A 19,161-nucleotide genomic window follows, 5' to 3' on the forward strand; every position below is an offset into this window, starting at 1 on the left:
TCATTCAGCTTGTAGCTCAAGCAAACGCTGATAGAGGGCATTCTTTTTGACACCCGTAATATCGGACGCCAATGCAGCGGCTTTTTTGACCGATAAATCCTCTAACAATCTTTGCAATAATTTGTCATGGATGCTGATATCGTCAGTATCTTGTGCCGCATCAACGCCAGCGACCACTACGACTATTTCGCCACGCTGCTGATTATCATCTGCTTTGACAAACTCAACCAAATCGCCTAGCGTACTCTTACGGACGGTCTCAAAAGTTTTGGTCAATTCGCGGCAAAAAGCCACGTCGCGATCTGCGCCAAATATCGTCGCCATATCTTCTAAGCTGGTAATAATACGATGCGGTGCTTCATAAAATATCAATGTTTCGGTACGCGAGGTGAGGGCACTCAGTTGTTTTTGGCGACCATGGGTTTTCGCTGGTAAAAAACCAATAAAGCTAAAACGGTCTGACGGTAATCCCGCTACAGACAATGCCGCAATCGCCGCAGAAGCACCAACGATAGGCGACACAATAACCCCAGCAGCATGGGCAGCTTGCACCAATTGATAACCAGGGTCACTGACCAGCGGCGTACCGGCATCACTGATTAAGGCGACCGAATGACCTTGCTGAATCATCTCAATAATTTTAGGCGTTTGAATGGCGCTATTGTGCTCATGGTATGCCCAAAGCTTATTGTGTCCTTTTTGCTTACCTACAGCCTCAGAATCATCCAAGTTATTATGAGTGGCTGGCGCTTTGGTATCGTCCGTTTTACTGCTTTTTTTATCTTTAGTGTCGATGCCAAAATGCGACAACAGCTTACCCGAAGTGCGGGTGTCTTCGCAGGCAATGATAGCGACTTGCTTTAAGATATCAACCGCATGCGGTGTCATATCGGTAAGATTGCCAATCGGCGTGGCAACGATATATAGGCAAGCTGGCATCGCAGTAGGGGTAGACATAAAACCTCGAAGTATTAAAAACTGGAATTAAAAAATAAGGTGGCGCTGACATTTATCATATATCGTTCAGGTAAATAGTGAATAATCAATAATGACAAAAGGGCGCAAAAGTGGTTAGTTTAGCATGTTGTGCTATGATAATTATGAAATGTTGACCAGACCCATGGACGCTATGGCAGATCATAAACCTTTGACCCTTACTTCACCAAAACAGCGCCAAGGCAGCCGCTTTGAACAACGAGCGTGTGAGTTTTTACAAGCGCAAGGATTACAGCTGATTGCACAAAACTGGCAGCAGCCTAAAGTTGGTGAATTAGATTTAATAATGCTAGAGACGGGGCAGGCGTGGTCGATGCTGGTATTTATTGAAGTACGTCAGCGCCAGCATTCAGGTTTTGGTGATGCTGCACTTAGCGTCACGGCAAGCAAACAACGTAAAATTATAAAGACGGCTCGTTATTTTTTACAAGCGCACCCTGAGTATAGTCATTATGAGTGCCGCTTTGATGTGATTGCTTATGATACGAATAAGATTAATACTCACAGCATTGCTGCAAATAATACGGATAAAAATAACAGGGATTTTACGAATAAATCGAAGAGTCAGACAGAATGGCTAAAAGGCGCTTTTATAGCCAGCGCATGGTAATAGTGCGTTTTGACTGTGTTACCAAACAGGCAAAGAAAGTACGACCCTATGTTATCGTTACCAAAAACCTAACCGCCCACCGTAAAAATTAAGTAAAGTGATTGAAAGAAAATGGCTAGTCGTAGAAACAACGACGTTAGCGATTACTCAGTCGATAATTCTTATTTTGATATTTGATATTTGATATTTGATATTTGATATTTGATATTTGATATTTGATATTTGATAGTTACTCAGTTAAAACGGCTAAACCAATTGATCTCATACAATCGTCACCATCATGCTTTAAGAGGTAAATAATGACACGGATGCATTTGCGCACTGCTATTTTTGGTTCATCACGTCGCACAGCGATAGGCGTTATGCTAATAACTGGTCTCGTTCTCGTCAGTACAGGTTGTAGCACCAATTATCTGACCAATAGTACTGAGGGCACCTATGGCGTGCCAATGACTGAGCGTACGATTCCACAGCGTCTGCTCGATCGCAGTATTGAGCATACGGTCAAAATCAATGTCTATGGGCTCAAAGAAGACCTACAGCAAAGCAGCCGTATGGGTATTGATAGTTTTAACAGTGAAGTGTTATTGACAGGCGAAGTACCAACTGAGGCAATCAAAGCAGAAGTCGAAAAAGTTGTCAGCTCCATGCCAGATGTGCGCCGTGTCTACAACGAGCTGAATGTTAGTGCCTCTAAGGGTTATAGCTCAACCGTTCACGATGGTTATATCACCTCAAAGCTATTGGCAAAAGTCGCAGCGAATGACGGCGTCAAAGCCTCACAAATCAAAGCGGTGACTGATAATGGTGTGGTCTATATTATGGGGCGCATGACGCCTACCCAACAAAGCCATCTGATTGATATCGCTAACGACACAATCGGTATTACAGAGCTGGTATTGCTGACCACCGTCGTCGATGATAGAGGGGTGAAGTTGGCTGAAGACGATATTATGTATGAAAATAATTTGGCCAATCCTACGATGGTGCCTGCTATTGACTCTAATGTAGCGTCTAACGTTAACCCTAATGTAAACAACGCTGTGACGCCTAATGCTACTAGTACTGCGACACCTATTGTCATAACAGAGGAAGGGGAGTCGGTTAATCAGCCGTCATCCAGCCCTTATATTGATCTTTATCAGGGTCAATAAGTATTTAATCAATAAGCGCATTGTTAAGTAATCACAATAATCCTAAACAGTGGCAACAGTAAAAGCACGATAATGCTTCGGCCAGCCAGTAAGATATAAAAAGTAAAAAACAACTGTGACAGCGTGAGGCTCATTCATCATAAAACGTCATTATGTTTTATGATGAATGAGGTACAGAACCCATACGGCTGTTATAAGGCAATCCACTGTTGATTGAAAATAAATATAATAGGAATACTGGCTATGAAGGATTCAAGCACGCGCGCTCCAGCTATTGATTCATGCAATACCGAACAACCAAATATTAAAGCCCGCACGCTCAAACTTACAGGGGCAGGCGTTACTGCTGCATTGGCGATAGGCGGCATTGCACTCGCTGCGCAAAATGCGCAAGCTTTGTCACCACTTGCTGTGGTCAATGGTATTACGTCAAGTGGCGGCGTTGGCGTCAGTAAAAACATTCTATATGGTGATGAGCCATCGCAAGACTTAGATATTTATTATCCCAAGCCATTGGCACAAGCGATGAAAGCCCAAAGCGCTATCAACGACAGTTATCCAATGGTGGTTTTTGTCCATGGTGGTTCGTGGGAGAGTGGTAATAAAGAACAGTACGCCTTTGTCGGTCAAAGCTTGGCGCAGGCAGGCTATGTCACCGCCGTGATTAATTATCGCAAAGCACCTGAACATGTGTATCCTGATTATGTCGAAGATGCGGCACAAGCGATTGCTTGGAGCATCGACAATGCGACCAGCCTGCATGCCGATCCAAAACGCTTGGCGGTGGTCGGACATTCTGCTGGTGCATTCAATGCGGTTGCTGCTGTTGCCAATGAGGATTTTTTAGCGCCTTATGGTGTTAAGCCAAAAGACATTAAAGCGGTTGTTGGTATTGCTGGTCCTTATAGTTATGACTTTCGTAAATTTGACAGCGCAACAGCCTTTGCTGCTGATGCCACGCCAGACGAGGTAATGCCAGATCGTCAAATCAAAGGTGAGCAGCCCCCTTATCTATTGCTGACTGCCGAAAAAGACAAAGTGGTGTATGCAACCAATACGATTAAAATGACCAAAGCGCTGCAAGAGGCGGGTGTTACTGTGCAAAACGGTGAAATCAAAGGGGCTAGCCATGCCACCAGTATCGGTGCGATGGCACCGCCGCTACGATGGGTCAATGATGTGCGTGCGCAAGTACTGACTTATCTAGATAAAGAGCTGAAATAGTTTGATAAGAGTAAATTTACTCAATTAATTATTTAATATAAATAATCCCCAGTTTGGCATACCGCCAGCTGGGGATTTTTTGTGTACTTTAATGTAGATGATAAAAAATTTAAGAACTTAAGAGTTGTACTTAGATAGCAGAATATTTTTTATAAAAACCTGTCAATTTGATATTATATCGCTCTATTATAGAGTAGCTCTGTTAAAAGAATGAGTCCTCATCGCTTTAGCTGATAGCCACATGAAAGCAATAAAAAAATAACGGCTCTAAAACCAAGCTCTAAGTATTAAGCTCTATGGCCAAGCATTAAAATATGGAAAGCCAACTTAACCTAAGGGATGATTCTCATGAAACTACTCAAACTCTCACTACTGAGCCTAACGATAGCACTGCCGTCATTAGCCCTCTCATCACTGGCACTGGCAGCAGGCGGCAGTGATCCTATTATAGGGATTGATATTATTATCAAGAAGGATCCTAGCTCTCAGCCTATCGCCAATATACCCTTCACTGATTCAGAGATGAGCCAATATAATGAGCTAAGAGAGAATGATCGCCCTGCCTATTTGAGTAAAGTCATCGTCCCGAAGCTTGAGCGCGTCAATAAAAAGTACAATTATGATATTAAATGGAATCCAATCATCGAAAAAGGCATCGAGCAGCAATGGTGTATCACTGTGCCTTGTGAGGCCAAGAGCAACATGATCATTCAGCTCACCATTCCTGAGAGTATGCGTCAGTCTGATGTTAAGTTTACTTTGGCCAGTAAGCCAGACGCCGTGATTGAAAGACGAACTATAAAGCGTGCTGCTCAGATGAGAATGCGTTAAGGCTAAGATAAAGCACTTAGCTGTTAAATAATAATTAAAGCCGTTATTATCACTATAGTAATGTGAATATCGTCTGTGTATATGTCATGTGCGCTTATACACAGACAGTGCTGTAAGATAGTCAAACTCTTGTTATAATATCTACATTCAAAAATAAAACCCTTTTTTACCGCTATTAACAGGATATTCTATGAGCATGAACGCTGACGATTTGATTGCATTTTTACAGACTCACTTCCCAGACGCTTTTATTCAAGCTGCCAATCAAGGTAATAAGTTTGATGTACGCGTGGTTGATGCCAGTTTTGAGGGCAAACGCGCCGTGCAACGTCAGCAAGCGATCTATGCTTTAGTCAATGACAAGATTGCCAGTGGTGATATTCACGCGCTCAATATTCAAGCGCTGACACCTGCTGAATGGGATGTTCAGTCAAAAGGTTAAATTTTTTATATACGATTGGCTTTTAAAGAACGGATTGTTTTAACAATTATTACAATGATTGGTTCGATAAGTCTGATTTTCACTATTTTTAATACTCATCGCTAGGTTGTCACTTCTATGGATCAATTTTTAATCACTGGTAGTAGTCGTATCGCAGGGGAAGTTACTATCTCAGGCGCCAAAAATGCTGCTTTGCCATTACTGGCAGCTATGATATTGGCCGAGACCCCAACGACATTGCACAATGTGCCCTCATTACAAGATGTGCGGACGTTGATTGAATTGATCGGTGGCATGGGTATCAAAATCCAAAAGCAGGACGATACCGTTACCTGTGATACCAAGACTATTGACAATTTTTATGCACCTTATGATTTGGTAAAGACCATGCGTGCCTCGATTTTAGTCCTTGGGCCTTTGCTAGCACGTTTTGGCGAGGCAGAAGTCTCATTGCCAGGCGGCTGTGCGATTGGGTCACGTCCTGTCGACCAACATCTAAAAGCCTTTGAGGCGATGGGTGCTGAGATTAGTGTCGAGAATGGCTATGTAAAAGCACAAGCGCCAAAAGGTGGCAAGCTGATTGGCTGTAACTACTTTTTTGACATGGTGACCGTTGGCGGTACTGAAAACGTCATCATGGCAGCGGCTTTAGCCAAGGGAACGACTGTTCTTGGCAACTGTGCGCTTGAGCCAGAAGTGGTTGATTTGGCCAATATGTTGGTCGCGATGGGTGCCAAAATAAGCGGTATTGGTACTTCTATCATGACCATCGAAGGCGTTGAACGCTTGCACGGTTGTGAGTATTCAGTGGTGCCAGATCGTATCGAAACTGGCTCTTACCTTGCTGGCGCGTTGATGACTCGCGGTGATGTGTTGACCAAAAACACTTCTGCACTATTATTAACGCCTGTGTTAGAAAAATTCGAAGACATGGGTGCCGTGATTACCAGTGGCGATGATTGGATTCGCGCCCAAATGAAAGGTCGTCCACTGCCTGTCGATATCCGTACCCAGCCACACCCTGGCTTTCCCACTGATATGCAAGCGCAAGTCATGGCGATTGCTTGCTTGGCGAATGGTACGAGTACTTTCATCGAAAATATCTTTGAAAACCGCTATATGCATGTGCCTGAGCTCAATCGTTTAGGCGCATCTATTCAAGTAGATGGTCATACTGCTGTGGTTAAAGGCGTCGAAAACTTCACGGCCGCCCCTGTCATGGCGACTGATCTGCGTGCGTCTATGTCATTGGTGATGGCGGCGGCGACTGCGGAAGGTGAAAGCTTAATCGACCGTATTTATCATATCGATCGTGGCTATGAGCATGTTGAAGAAAAACTGCGTGCGCTTGGGGTTAATATCGAACGTATCAATACCAACGATTAAACCAGCGATTAAACCAGCGATTAAGCTTGATTGGCTGATGAGATTTTGTAGAGCCAACTATTGTTAGGATTGGCGTTATAAAATTGAACGTTTGGCGTTATAAATTTAAAAAATCCTCTTTAGTGGGGATACTCACTGTACATGGACATGATGTCATTATGACTGAAGCAAGTAACAATCTACCGAGTAATGGTTTATTAAACGAAGTAAATGATGAGTTTTCAGGCTTAACACTGGCCTTGTCAAAAGGCCGTATTCTAGAAGAAACCATGCCATTGCTACGCGCAGCTGGTGTTGAGCTTTTAGAAGATCCTGAAGCCTCACGCAAACTTATTTTCCCGACCTCAAATCCTAATGTGCGTGTTTTGATTCTGCGTGCCAGCGATGTACCAACCTACGTTGAACACGGTGCTGCTGACTTTGGGGTAGCGGGCAAGGATGTGTTGTTAGAGCATGGTGCCAATCATGTCTATGAGTTGCTTGATTTGAAAATTGCTCAATGTAAGCTGATGACCGCTGGTGTAAAAGATGCGCCACTGCCCAATCGTCGCCTACGTATTGCCACCAAGTATGTCAATGTTGCCCGTGCTTACTTTGCCAGTCAAGGTCAGCAAGTCGATGTCATTAAGCTATACGGTTCGATGGAGCTTGCCCCATTAGTCGGTTTGGGTGATTTAATCGTCGATGTGGTCGATACAGGTAATACCTTGCGCGCCAATGGTCTGGAAGCTCTCGATCATATTTGTGATGTGTCATCACGTTTGATTGTCAATCAGGTCAGCTACAAGCGCAAATTTGCGCTACTTGAGCCGATCTTGGATAGCTTTAAAGACAGCGTTGCTAGCAACTCATAAAACAGAAATGCATAAAGATGCCTATCATCGATAATATGAAGTATGTATTGATAATATAAAGCATGGTCATGCAGATTTTTAAACCAGTTTAGCGCTCTATGATAGACATAGCATGCTAAACTGGTTTTATTGTGTTGGCTTGTCAAATAGTAAGTGTTCAGTATAATCTGAATAAAATAATTATAGATAAGCTGACGAAAGCTTTTGCCACATTTATACCATTGGCTTTATTTTTCCATCGTTTATTTTTTAGCAGTATTTTATGCCCAGACATAGGATGAGGTCATGCGCCAGTTAAGTACCCAAGATGCCAGTTTTGATAGTGAATTGACACAGTTGCTTGCTTTTGAAACGGTCAATGATGCCGATTTACTAAAAACCGTTGATGATATCATCGCCCGAGTGCGCCACGATGGCGATAGCGTCGTATTGGCGTTAACCCAGCAGTTTGACCAGCATCCAGCGACGACAATGCAAGAGCTGGAGCTCTCTAAAGAATCACTTGCTGAGGCGTTTGCTAACCTTGACGAAAAAGTAAAAACAGCATTGACGACGGCAGCGACACGGGTACAGACCTTCCATGAGCGCCAAGTACAAGAAACTTGGCAATACGAAGATGAGCTGGGCAATCGTTTAGGTCAAAAAGTCACGCCACTTGATCGCGTCGGTATCTATGTACCCGGTGGTCTGGCGTCTTACCCATCCTCTGTATTGATGAATGCTATTCCTGCCAAAGTAGCTGGTGTTAATGAAGTGATCATGGTGGTACCTGCGCCTAAAGGTATACTCAATCCATTGGTATTGGCAGCAGCACATTTGGCACAAGTTGACCGTGTCTTTACCATCGGCGGTGCGCAAGCAGTGGCGGCATTGGCGTACGGTACTGAAACGATTCCAGCGGTAGATAAAATCACCGGACCTGGTAACAAGTACGTGGCAGCGGCGAAGCGTGCGGTATTTGGGCAAGTTGGTATCGATATGATTGCTGGTCCTTCTGAAGTATTGGTGTACGCAGAGGGCGAGGCGCAAGATCGCGCTGATTGGCTAGCGATGGATTTATTGTCACAAGCTGAGCATGACCGTATCGCTCAAGCCATTTTTGTCACGACCAGTGAACAGCAGCTCGCAGAAGTGGCTGCTGAAATTGAAAAAGCACTGGCAGAATTACCAAAGGCTGATATCGCTCGTGATTCGCTAAAAAACCGTGGTGCGTTAATACTAGTAAAAGATAGAGCTGAAGGGTTGGCGCTCATTAATCGTATTGCCCCTGAGCATTTAGAGTTGTCTGTTGATAATCCTGATGCACTATTAAGTGACATTCGTCATGCTGGTGCTATTTTCATGGGACGTCACACGCCTGAAGCGATTGGTGACTATTGCGCAGGGCCCAATCATGTATTGCCAACATCTGGCACCGCACGTTTTTCTTCGCCACTCGGCGTTTATGATTTCCAAAAGAAGTCTTCAATTATTTATTGTAGTGAAGCAGGCAGCAAGCCATTGGCTGAAACGGCAGATATTTTAGCGCAGCGTGAGGACTTAGAAGCCCATGCACGTTCAGCTCGCTATCGTTATCAGTAAGATAGCTTGGATGGTTTAAGAGTTGTTTTTGACATTTTTTTAGACATTTACTTTTAATAGTCTTCGTGGCTAATTTTAGGATAATTTATGAGTGAGTCAAAGATAGATACCAGACTTTGGTCATCTAAAGCACGTAACTTGTCACCTTATGTCCCTGGTGAGCAGCCGCAACACGACAATTTATGTAAATTAAATACCAATGAAAACCCATTCCCACCCTCACCGAAAGTAGGGGAGGCAATCGCAAAGGTTTTAGAGCAGCAAGCGGATGATTTACGCTTGTATCCTGCGCCCGAATCTGATGATTTGCGTGCCGCATTGGCACAGCTTTATAGTATTGAAGCAAACCAAGTCTTTGTCGGTAACGGTTCAGACGAGGTGTTGGCGCTCGTTTTTGCCAGTTTTTTCCTAAAAGAGCGTCCTGTGTTAGCCCCTGATATCAGCTATAGTTTTTACCCTGTATATGCGCAGACTTTTGGTATCGATTTGATACAAATTGCGCTAGAAGAGGATTTTAGTATCGACCCTGATGCATATCGTCAGCCTTGCAGTGGTATCATCATTGCCAATCCTAATGCGCCAACCGGTTTATTATTATCGCTTGATGACATTCGTAAGCTGGCGGGCGAGCACACTAATGCAGTGATTGTGATTGATGAGGCGTATATTGATTTTGCTGGGGCAGCTGATGGCAGCTCAGATTCAGAAGTTTCAGCAGTGAGCTTAATCAATGAGTTTGACAACATTCTTGTGACGCAAACCTTTTCGAAATCACGCTCACTCGCGGGTTTACGCGTCGGTATGGCCTTTGGAAATATCTCATTAATCGAAGCACTGACACGCATGAAGAATAGCTTTAATAGCTATCCACTCGATAAACTGGCGCAAGCTGGGGCGACGGCCAGTGTCTTAGATACTGAATATTTTGAGCAGACGCGTCAGCAGGTTATTGACCTGCGTGAGTCACTAACAGCAGACTTAGTGGCATTGGATTATCAAGTGCTGCCGTCACATGCCAACTTTGTATTTGTGCGTCCAAAAGAGGGTAATGCGAGTGCGGTAGCGAATGCGTTACGAGAGCAAGGCATCATCGTCCGTCATTTTGACAAACCCCGCATCAGTGAGTACCTACGTATTACGACCGGTACGGCTGAGCAAAACAACCGTTTAATCGATGCTTTGCAAGCATTGCAGAAAAAGGCTGAAATCGTTGCTGATTAATATCTCGTTCGCGGTTTTGATGGTTTGAAATTGTAGTAATAAAAAATCCTGCTCAACATAACGTTAGCAGGATTTTTTAGTCGTCTTTTTGAGTGACGCTTAAGTGTATTTATAGAGATGTTCTTGACTTAAGACACTTAACAGATTACCTACCTTATCGAGACATTCTTGATATTCAGCATCACAATCAGAAGCGACAGTGATACCACCACCTGCCCATAAACTGACGTGTTTTTCTCTATTTAAATCACCATTCGATGAAGCGTTGGCTTGCAACGTGCGAATGAGTACATTCCATTGACCACTACCATCAAAGTTCATATAACCCATGGTGCCGCAATAAGCACCACGCGGTGCAGTTTCCAGTTCAGATATAATCTCAACCGCCCGCTTTTTTGGTGTGCCGGTAATAGAGCCAGCGGGCAAACTGCCAAATAATACGGCTAATGGATGAGTATCTGGCTTTAACTCAGCCGTGATGGTACTAACCATATGATGCACATTGCTAAAGGTCTCAATCGCAAATAACTGTGGCACTTTGACGCTACCAGTTTTGGCGTATTTGCCCAAATCATTGCGCAGTAAATCAACGATCATGACGTTTTCGGCACGATCTTTTTCACTATCGATCAGTTGCTGTTTATAAGCATTATCTTGTGCAGTATTCAATCCGCGAGGCATCGTTCCTTTGATCGGTTTGGTGCGAATGTGATGTTTGCCGGTATTAGTGTCTTTTGTAAAAGTAAAAAATAACTCAGGGGAGCAGCTTAATAATTCGAATGGATGCAGTGACGTAAGGTCTTTGACTTTATGGTTAAAATGATTAGCGGCTAAGTACCCTGCAAAGGGAGCTTTTGTATTCCGATATAGGGCAGGTAAATAATCAACGAGTTTCGATAACTTATCGTTATAGGCAAGACAACCTTTCCACTCTTGGGTCAGATTGATTTGATAGCAGTCGCCCTGCTGTAGATAATCTTGGGTTTTTGCAAAAGCCTTTTGATAATCATTTTTATGCCAGCGCTCGTTCAATATTAAGGGCGCTAACGATGATGCACTGTCATTAGAGGGTTTTTTTCTATTGAATAATTCATGGTCTAGCATGTCTAAATACGATATAAGCGCTGATAGTGTTGCGTCTGTTGCCTCGCTATCAGTATTTAAACCTAGTGTATTTAGTCTCCAGCCATTTTCTTTATCAGACGGAGTTAGGTAGATATCATAATGACCTAGTACCGCACAAGGCTGCGCTGCCAGCTCGATATTTGCAGCTGGGCTGAGCTCATGAGCAGCAATATCATAACCGATAAAGCCTATCAGACCATGATGATAACTTGGCTTCTCATTTACATCGCTTGCTGGCTTTGAGTCTTTATTAGCATCCTCACAAGCTTGGCTATAAGCAATTAATTCATCCTGCCATTTAGCATAGCTCATATATGTCGTTGTTGACGTAGGGCTATCATCAAGACAAGAACCACGGCAATTTTTACTAACTTTATAAGCGCCTGACGGATCGTCAGTTGGCTTATTATTGGCAGCATCATAGTGGACGGACCAGCTTACTTTAGGGAGCAAACCAATCACTGGTCGGTCATCATTACTTAACCAAACCAATTGCCAGTTGGCTTCAGTATCTTTTGCTATTAGATGACTTTGCAGTTGTGGTATTAATTCGGCATCCGTTAGCTCACCAAAACGCCAGCTAGGTTGAGTAGCTGGCGATAGGGCAGAAACTGTCTGCTCAGTATTCTTATGATTTTCTGCGGGCATAATTTACGCGTCAAACTTTTTGATAATTAAGGTAGCATTCGTACCACCAAAGCCAAAGCTATTACTCATCAAGGTTTTGAGATTGGCATCACGTTTTTCGGTGACGATATCAAAGCCTTCAGCCGCAGGGTCTAAATTTTCAACATTAATACTTGGCGCGATAAAGCCTTCTTGTAGCATCAATAGGCAATAAATTAATTCTTGAGCACCGACGGCACCCAAGCTATGACCAGTCATTGACTTGGTCGAGCTGATAGGTGGTACTTTGCTGACATCATTACCGAATACTTTAGCAATCGCTTTAAGCTCAGTGATATCACCTAGTGGCGTACTCGTACCATGGCTGTTGATATAATCGACGCTTTCTAGACCAGCTTCGGCTAGTGCTTGCTGCATACAGCGTACAGCGCCTTCACCGCTTGGTGCGACCATTTCTGCACCATCAGAGCTGGCACCGTAGCCGACGATTTCAGCCAATATATTGGCACCGCGTGCTTGAGCATGTTCTAGGCTTTCTACAACAACCATCGCGCCACCAGCAGCAATCACAAAACCATCACGGTCTTTGTCATAAGCTCTTGAGGCAAGTTTTGGCGTATCATTATACTGAGTACTCACTGCGCCCATCGCATCAAACATACAAGACTGCGTCCAGTGTTCAGCTTCACTACCACCAGCGAGGACGATATCGGCTTTGCCTAATTGAATAAGCTCAGCGGCATGACCGATACAATGCGTTGAGGTTGCGCAAGCAGAGGCAAGAGAGTAGGACACTCCTTGAATTTTTAGACCAGTGGCTAATGCGGCGGATACCGAGCTGCCCATAGTTTTTGGTACTGCCATCGCACCGACACCGCGCAGACCTTTTTCACGCATCGCATCTATCGCATTGACGATATTTTCTGTCGATGCACCGCCCGAGCTGGCTACGACGCCCACACGTGGATTGCTATTGATAGTCTCAAGCGATAAGCCAGCGTGCTCAATCGCATTTAGGGCGCTGACATACGCATAGAGGCTGGCATCACTAAAGAAGCGCTTTAACTTACGATCTATAGCGGAGGTGTCGAGTTCTGCTTTATCGATACTGCCACTAATGTGTGATTTAAATTCATGTTCAGCATAAGAGTCATTAAATGTAATGCCAGACTGCCCTTGCTTAAGAGCGGCAGTAACCGTGGCTAAGTCATGTCCGATACAAGAGACAATCCCTGCTCCAGTGATAACAACGCGGCGCATATTCTATTCCTTATTAATAACGATTTTTGATAATTACCTTTAATAATCGCTTTTGAGTCCATCATTCTATTATGTAGCGGTTGGTATGGCTGTCTTGTGATAGCAGTAGCTGGTTAAAGGTAGTCTAGACAATTAAATAATGGCATCTCTAAGAAGTTTTTTAACTTTTAAAGGCTACTTAACTTCTAAAGGTTTCTTTAAAATGATTGTTTTTATCATCATAGAACTAAATACATCATTGCCAGCTAATGCCTTAGCCTATGTCATATGATAACGTATCAAGGGTTCAAAATCTTTGGATAAGTGCAAAATAACCACAAAACATTGATTGCGGTTAAAAGTAGCCATGACAGACTTTTTTGCGATATGATAATCGTGGTTTTAGCCGCCAAGATACCGCTATTTTTATACAGATAAAAGTAGGGCAGAGACGCAGAAAAAGATCGATAACTACGAATAAGCTGTACTTTTAGATACAAAATTTGTGAGCGCGATAACATTGTTCGCACTGACAGCTGTTTGCCTCATTGGCTAAAATGACCCATTCATTACTACTATAAAAAATGACCAATCATCATATTAAGGACATAACGATGGCAAAGCGTAGCACTCTCTCTAAGGGTATCAATACTATTGGCTATTTTGCTCGCAACAACCTAGAACGTATGGGTGCAGCGATTGATAGCATGAATGCAAAGACGGGTAAACCGAGTCACTATAAAGCGGTAGATCTAGGTGATGAAGACTATCAGCAAGATTTATTTCGTGAACAAACCCTAAAGGCGACTCAGCAATTATTAGGCACTCGTTTTGCCACCTATGGTAAGTATGCCAAAAAAGTAGTGCCGAATAGCCTATTTCAATCGACAGTTGATGGCGCTTTTGCGCAAATTGCTAAGCTCGCCGCTACTTGGAGTCAAATTGACCTGCCCAATGAGCATCGTTTTGCTAGCGTTGCAAGTTTAGACGATGAAGAGCGTTATGCACTGGCGACCGATATTGCCAATCAAAACCGTGCGCTTGCTACGATTGGTGGCTTAACGGGCTTGGCTGGATTACCAGGTTTGCTGGCTGATACTTTATGGTTATTGCTAGTGTCTTTGCGTACTGTTTATCAATTGGCTGCGGTTTATAATAAGCCGTTGACAGGTAAGCAAGGGGTCAAAATGGCGTATGAGCTGCTTGCCAATGCTGACCTAAGTAAGATGCAAGAAAAGCAAGCGCTGCTTGCTGGTATTGGTATCGGTAAAGGCTTGCTGGACAACGCGCAAAGCAATGGTCTGCATAGTGAGCTTAAAAACCTAGGCCTTAAAAACAAAAATGTGAATTTCTATGCTGAACAAGTAGACAATATTGCCAGTCAGGTAGGTATCGATCTTGATCAGATTAATTTATCATGGATACGTCGTTTTTTGCCAGGCACTGCGGTAGTGGTAGGCATGCGTTATAACAGCCAACTCATTGACGAAGTGATCGGTGTGGCGCAAGCGACTTTTGCCCCAGAAGCCAAACTTGCCAATCGTGCGATTACCGATGATAGCGGTAGCGAGGAAGAGGTGAGCAAAACCGCCAGCAATGATGATAAAGGTGCTGATAAAAGTACTGATAGTAAAAATACTGATGATAAAAGCAACGATGAGCGCAAAGACCCAAAAGACAAAGAGAGCAAAAAAGACAACTCAAATAAATCGTCAGACAGTAAATCAAAAAGCACAGACAAAGCAGTAGATAAACAAAATAAGTAAATTGAAACAACCGTCCATATTTAAATGTAGCGATATTGTCTTAGCTGTCTTGAAAAGTAAGATAATATCGCCATTTAATCGTCACGAACTGCCAGGTATCTATCTCTAAACACCTTTTATTGATAATGCTTGTGTTCATAGTATGTAAGTCTGCCAACACCACCATATTTAACGTCTTGTTTTTCAGCTATTTTTCAGTGCAGAACAGATAAAGTGTTATAGTGGTAGGCTTAATGCATATATATCGAATGTTGTAAAGTAAAACAACTCATAAGTGGTTGAATTAGCAGCAACAACTCTTTATAATATACTGTCCTAAAAATGGGTGTGCCGAAATCTGCGAATTGCGTCAGATCGATGGTGCATTTCCCCATTTTTTTGTTTTATACCAAACGGGAGAAGGATGCCTTATGGCAACAACTAACCAATTGATTCGCAAGGGTCGCAAAACCATCAAGGAAAAGTCAAAAGTTCCTGCGTTGCAAGCGTGCCCACAACGTCGCGGTGTATGTACTCGTGTATATACTACCACGCCTAAAAAACCTAACTCAGCCATGCGTAAAGTATGTCGTGTACGTTTGACTTCAGGCTATGAAGTATCAAGCTACATCGGCGGCGAAGGTCATAACCTACAAGAGCACAGTGTTGTTCTTATCCGCGGTGGTCGTGTAAAAGATCTACCAGGTGTACGTTATCACACTGTTCGCGGTGCACTAGATTGCGCAGGCGTTAAAGACCGTAGACAAGGTCGCTCTAAATATGGTGCCAAGAAGCCTAAAGCTTAATATTAGCTTAGCTTATTTGCATCACCCAATAACTGTGCATGGGTTTGGTGTCAACAGTAGTATTGGTTAATATAAATTACTTTATATTGGCTAGCTACACCTAAACATACCACCATGCAGTAAGGCTAACTGACAACTCATTACTATGTCCTATGATGACGAGTATGATGTTGTGAATGTTGGACACTCCTGAAGACAAGGAAATTTATTATGCCAAGACGTCGCGTCGTTGCTACCCGTGAGATCCTACCGGATCCTAAGTTTGGTAGCCAAACTGTTGCAAAATTCATCAACCATGTAATGAGTCATGGTAAAAAATCTACTGCTGAGCGTATCGTTTACGGTGCCCTTGAGACAGTCAGTGAAAAACGTAAAATCGAAGATCCAGTATCTTTCTTTGAAGAAGTTTTAGAGAATGTACGCCCAATGGTAGAAGTAAAAGCTCGCCGTGTTGGTGGTGCTACCTATCAAGTACCAATGGAAGTACGCCCCTCCCGTCGTACTGCCTTGGCTATGCGTTGGTTAGCTGAAGCTGCTGCTAAGCGTTCTGAAAAATCAATGGCTTTGCGTTTGGCTGGCGAATTGAATGATGCCGCTGACGGCAAAGGCAACGCTATGAAGAAGCGTGACGAAGTTCACCGTATGGCAGATGCTAACAAAGCGTTCTCTCACTACCGTTTCTAGACTATTTTTTAGGCTACTTGTTAAGAGTGGTTTTAAAGCAATAGTTTATGCTAGTTAATTATTTATTCTATTGATTGCCGCCATCCTCATCAGGTTATTGATATTTTTTCATCGTAAGATAATAAAATACTCACATAATCTGGATGGCGGACATCTGTCAAGATGCTGTCCTGAAAAGGATACTGTTCTTTATAGACAGCATCCCCAATTTGATGCCGCTATATTCTAAGTATTTGCTCTTTTTTTGTCCGTATTAGGCCCAATAATCAGTAAGTAATATTATGAAGCTGACTGCTTTGTCATAGAGTATGAGGTAGAGATACAACACATTAATATATACACGAATTTCCCTAGGAAAACACTATGGCTCGTAAAACTCCCCTAAAACGCTATCGCAATATCGGCATTTCTGCGCACATTGATGCTGGTAAGACGACCACGACAGAGCGTGTCTTATTCTATACCGGTGTTAGTCATAAAATTGGTGAAGTTCATGATGGCGCAGCCACCATGGATTGGATGGAGCAAGAACAAGAGCGCGGTATTACTATTACTTCAGCGGCGACGACTTGCTTCTGGTCAGGTATGGCTAAGCAGTTTGACGAACATCGTATCAACATTATTGACACCCCAGGTCACGTTGATTTCACGATTGAAGTTGAACGTTCTATGCGTGTACTTGATGGCGCTTGCATGGTTTACTGTGCAGTAGGCGGCGTTCAGCCACAGTCTGAGACCGTATGGCGTCAGGCTAACAAATATAAAGTTCCACGTCTTGCATTCGTAAACAAAATGGATCGCGTTGGTGCTGATTTTTATCGTGTTATCGATCAAATCAAAACTCGTTTAGGCGGCAAGCCAGTACCATTGGTTATTCCAATTGGTAAAGAAGATGCTTTTGAAGGCGTAGTAGATCTTGTGACTATGAAAGCCATCTATTGGGACGAAGCGTCTCAAGGTATGGAATATGACGAGCGCGAAATCCCAACAGAACTTCAAGAAAAAGCAGAAGAGTATCGTGAGTATTTGGTAGAAAACGCTGCTGAAGCTTCTGAAGAACTCATGAATGAGTATCTTGAGAATGGCGAATTGACAGTAGATCAAATCAACACTGCTATCCGTCAATTGACTATCGATAACGAAATTATTCCACTACTTTGTGGTACTGCCTTTAAAAACAAAGGTGTACAGAAGATGTTGGATGCGGTTATTCAGTATCTGCCTGCTCCAATAGATGTACCAGCTATTCGCGGTATTCTTGATGACAAAGAAGAAAGCGAAGGTACTCGTGAAGCATCAGACGACGCACCATTCTCAGCACTTGCTTTCAAAATCATGAATGATAAGTTCGTCGGTAATTTAACCTTCGTTCGTGTTTATTCAGGTGTTATCAAGCAGGGCGGCAGCGTTTATAACCCAGTTAAAATGAAGCGTGAGCGCGTTGGCCGTATCGTACAGATGATGGCAAACACGCAAGAAGAGCTTGAAGAAATCCGTACTGGTGATATCGCTGCATTGGTTGGCATGAAAGATGTAACGACTGGTGATACTTTATGTGACGAAAGCAACGTTATCACGCTTGAGCGCATGGAATTCCCAGATCCAGTTATCAGCCTAGCGGTTGAACCTAAGACCAAAGCTGACCAAGAAAGAATGTCAATCGCTTTAGGTCGTTTGGCTAAAGAAGATCCATCGTTCCGTGTACACACTGACGAAGAATCTGGTCAGACTATCATCAGTGGTATGGGTGAGCTGCATCTAGAGATTCTTGTGGATCGTATGAAGCGTGAGTTTAACGTTGAAGCCAACATCGGTGCGCCGCAGGTTGCTTATCGTGAGACGATTCGTGAGACGGTTGAACAAGAAGGCAAATTCGTACGTCAAACGGGTGGTCGTGGTAAGTTTGGCCACGTTTGGTTACGTCTTGAGCCTATGGATCCAGCTGGTGACGTTCTTTATGAATTCTCTGAAGAAGTTGTTGGTGGTACGGTACCAAAAGAGTTCCACGGTGCGGTTGATAAAGGTATTCAAGAGCGCATGAAAAATGGCGTACTTGCTGGCTATCCAATCGTTGGCGTAAAAGCGACATTGTATGACGGTTCTTACCATGACGTTGACTCGGATGAGCTATCATTCAAAATGGCTGGTTCTATCGCTTTCAAAAAAGGCTTCATGGCAGCAAACCCTGCACTACTTGAGCCAGTCATGAAAGTTGAAGTTGAGACACCTGAAGATTACATGGGCGACATCATGGGCGATTTAAACCGTCGTCGTGGTATGGTTCAAGGTATGGAAGATCTGCCTGGTGGCACTAAGCAAATCCGTGCAGAAGTACCATTAGCCGAAATGTTTGGCTATGCTACCCAAATGCGCTCAATGTCTCAAGGCCGTGCAACGTACTCAATGGAATTCCAAAAGTACGCTGAGATTCCAAAATCAGTAGCCGCTGACATCATCTCTAAGTTCAACTCTAAAGATGGCGACGAGTAAGTAAAGTCTATTTAATGGTGACAATATAGGGCAGGTCTCTATATTGTCATTGAATAATACGTCAATAATTGGTTAAAAGACTTGTTATTGGCCGTGATTTTCTTATAATATCTGCACATTAGTATGTGCGACCTTTTAACAATTAT

The 19,161-nt window shown here is 43.3% G+C and carries 16 protein-coding genes; 13 read left to right on the forward strand and 3 right to left on the reverse strand.

Annotated elements, in window-relative coordinates:
- Positions 1-957, reverse strand: coding sequence for a 16S rRNA (cytidine(1402)-2'-O)-methyltransferase (gene rsmI, locus ACTQ9T_RS00320; RefSeq protein WP_440463735.1), 957 nt, complete (start codon positions 955-957; stop codon positions 1-3).
- A gap of 124 nt (positions 958-1,081) precedes the next feature.
- Between rsmI and ACTQ9T_RS00325 the strand changes: the two genes are divergently transcribed.
- From ACTQ9T_RS00325 to hisC, 9 genes are all read left to right on the forward strand, one after another.
- Positions 1,082-1,606 carry a YraN family protein gene (locus ACTQ9T_RS00325; RefSeq protein WP_440463736.1) on the forward strand — a complete coding sequence of 175 codons (525 nt, stop codon included), beginning with the start codon at positions 1,082-1,084 and terminating at the stop codon, positions 1,604-1,606.
- Between the two features lie 299 nt (positions 1,607-1,905).
- Complete coding sequence (locus ACTQ9T_RS00330) at positions 1,906-2,760, forward strand: BON domain-containing protein (protein WP_440463737.1); 855 nt, start codon at positions 1,906-1,908, stop codon at positions 2,758-2,760.
- Between the two features lie 243 nt (positions 2,761-3,003).
- Positions 3,004-3,984, forward strand: a complete 981-nt coding sequence (locus tag ACTQ9T_RS00335; protein WP_440463738.1) for an alpha/beta hydrolase — start codon at positions 3,004-3,006, stop codon at positions 3,982-3,984.
- 348 nt (positions 3,985-4,332) lie between these two features.
- The gene (locus ACTQ9T_RS00340) at positions 4,333-4,815 is read left to right on the forward strand and encodes a hypothetical protein (protein ID WP_440463739.1); all 483 of its coding nucleotides are present in this window, start codon (positions 4,333-4,335) and stop codon (positions 4,813-4,815) included.
- A 196-nt stretch (positions 4,816-5,011) separates the two neighbouring features.
- Positions 5,012-5,257 (forward strand): BolA/IbaG family iron-sulfur metabolism protein, encoded by a 246-nt coding sequence (locus ACTQ9T_RS00345; protein ID WP_025652491.1) that lies wholly within the window; start codon positions 5,012-5,014, stop codon positions 5,255-5,257.
- A 117-nt stretch (positions 5,258-5,374) separates the two neighbouring features.
- Positions 5,375-6,643, forward strand: coding sequence for a UDP-N-acetylglucosamine 1-carboxyvinyltransferase (gene murA / locus ACTQ9T_RS00350; RefSeq protein WP_440463740.1), 1,269 nt, complete (start codon positions 5,375-5,377; stop codon positions 6,641-6,643).
- A 158-nt stretch (positions 6,644-6,801) separates the two neighbouring features.
- The gene (gene hisG, locus ACTQ9T_RS00355; RefSeq protein ID WP_189586767.1) at positions 6,802-7,497 is read left to right on the forward strand and encodes an ATP phosphoribosyltransferase; all 696 of its coding nucleotides are present in this window, start codon (positions 6,802-6,804) and stop codon (positions 7,495-7,497) included.
- A 285-nt stretch (positions 7,498-7,782) separates the two neighbouring features.
- Positions 7,783-9,078, forward strand: coding sequence for a histidinol dehydrogenase (gene hisD / locus ACTQ9T_RS00360; protein WP_189586770.1), 1,296 nt, complete (start codon positions 7,783-7,785; stop codon positions 9,076-9,078).
- 87 nt (positions 9,079-9,165) lie between these two features.
- Positions 9,166-10,299, forward strand: a complete 1,134-nt coding sequence (gene hisC / locus ACTQ9T_RS00365) for a histidinol-phosphate transaminase (RefSeq protein ID WP_189586773.1) — start codon at positions 9,166-9,168, stop codon at positions 10,297-10,299.
- A 99-nt stretch (positions 10,300-10,398) separates the two neighbouring features.
- Here hisC and ACTQ9T_RS00370 read toward each other — a convergent pair whose 3' ends face one another.
- Positions 10,399-12,072: an anthranilate synthase component I family protein gene (locus ACTQ9T_RS00370; protein WP_440463741.1), complete on the reverse strand. Its 1,674-nt coding sequence runs from the start codon at positions 12,070-12,072 to the stop codon at positions 10,399-10,401.
- Between the two features lie 3 nt (positions 12,073-12,075).
- Positions 12,076-13,311, reverse strand: coding sequence for a beta-ketoacyl-ACP synthase II (locus ACTQ9T_RS00375; RefSeq protein WP_440463742.1), 1,236 nt, complete (start codon positions 13,309-13,311; stop codon positions 12,076-12,078).
- 593 nt (positions 13,312-13,904) lie between these two features.
- Here ACTQ9T_RS00375 and ACTQ9T_RS00380 point away from each other — a divergent pair.
- The 4 genes from ACTQ9T_RS00380 (at position 13,905) to fusA (ending at position 19,015) form a co-directional block, all read left to right on the forward strand.
- Positions 13,905-15,056, forward strand: a complete 1,152-nt coding sequence (locus ACTQ9T_RS00380) for an EcsC family protein (protein ID WP_240216893.1) — start codon at positions 13,905-13,907, stop codon at positions 15,054-15,056.
- 410 nt (positions 15,057-15,466) lie between these two features.
- Positions 15,467-15,841: a 30S ribosomal protein S12 gene (gene rpsL / locus ACTQ9T_RS00385; RefSeq protein WP_010200611.1), complete on the forward strand. Its 375-nt coding sequence runs from the start codon at positions 15,467-15,469 to the stop codon at positions 15,839-15,841.
- A gap of 210 nt (positions 15,842-16,051) precedes the next feature.
- Positions 16,052-16,525, forward strand: coding sequence for a 30S ribosomal protein S7 (gene rpsG / locus ACTQ9T_RS00390; protein WP_010200608.1), 474 nt, complete (start codon positions 16,052-16,054; stop codon positions 16,523-16,525).
- Positions 16,526-16,888: 363 nt separating this feature from the next.
- Positions 16,889-19,015 (forward strand): elongation factor G, encoded by a 2,127-nt coding sequence (gene fusA / locus ACTQ9T_RS00395; protein WP_189586785.1) that lies wholly within the window; start codon positions 16,889-16,891, stop codon positions 19,013-19,015.
- The last annotated feature ends 146 nt before the right edge of the window (positions 19,016-19,161 follow it).

It is taken from the genome of Psychrobacter sp. ASPA161_6 (genome assembly GCF_051970285.1).
GTDB classification, from domain to species: Bacteria; Pseudomonadota; Gammaproteobacteria; order Pseudomonadales; family Moraxellaceae; genus Psychrobacter; species Psychrobacter glaciei.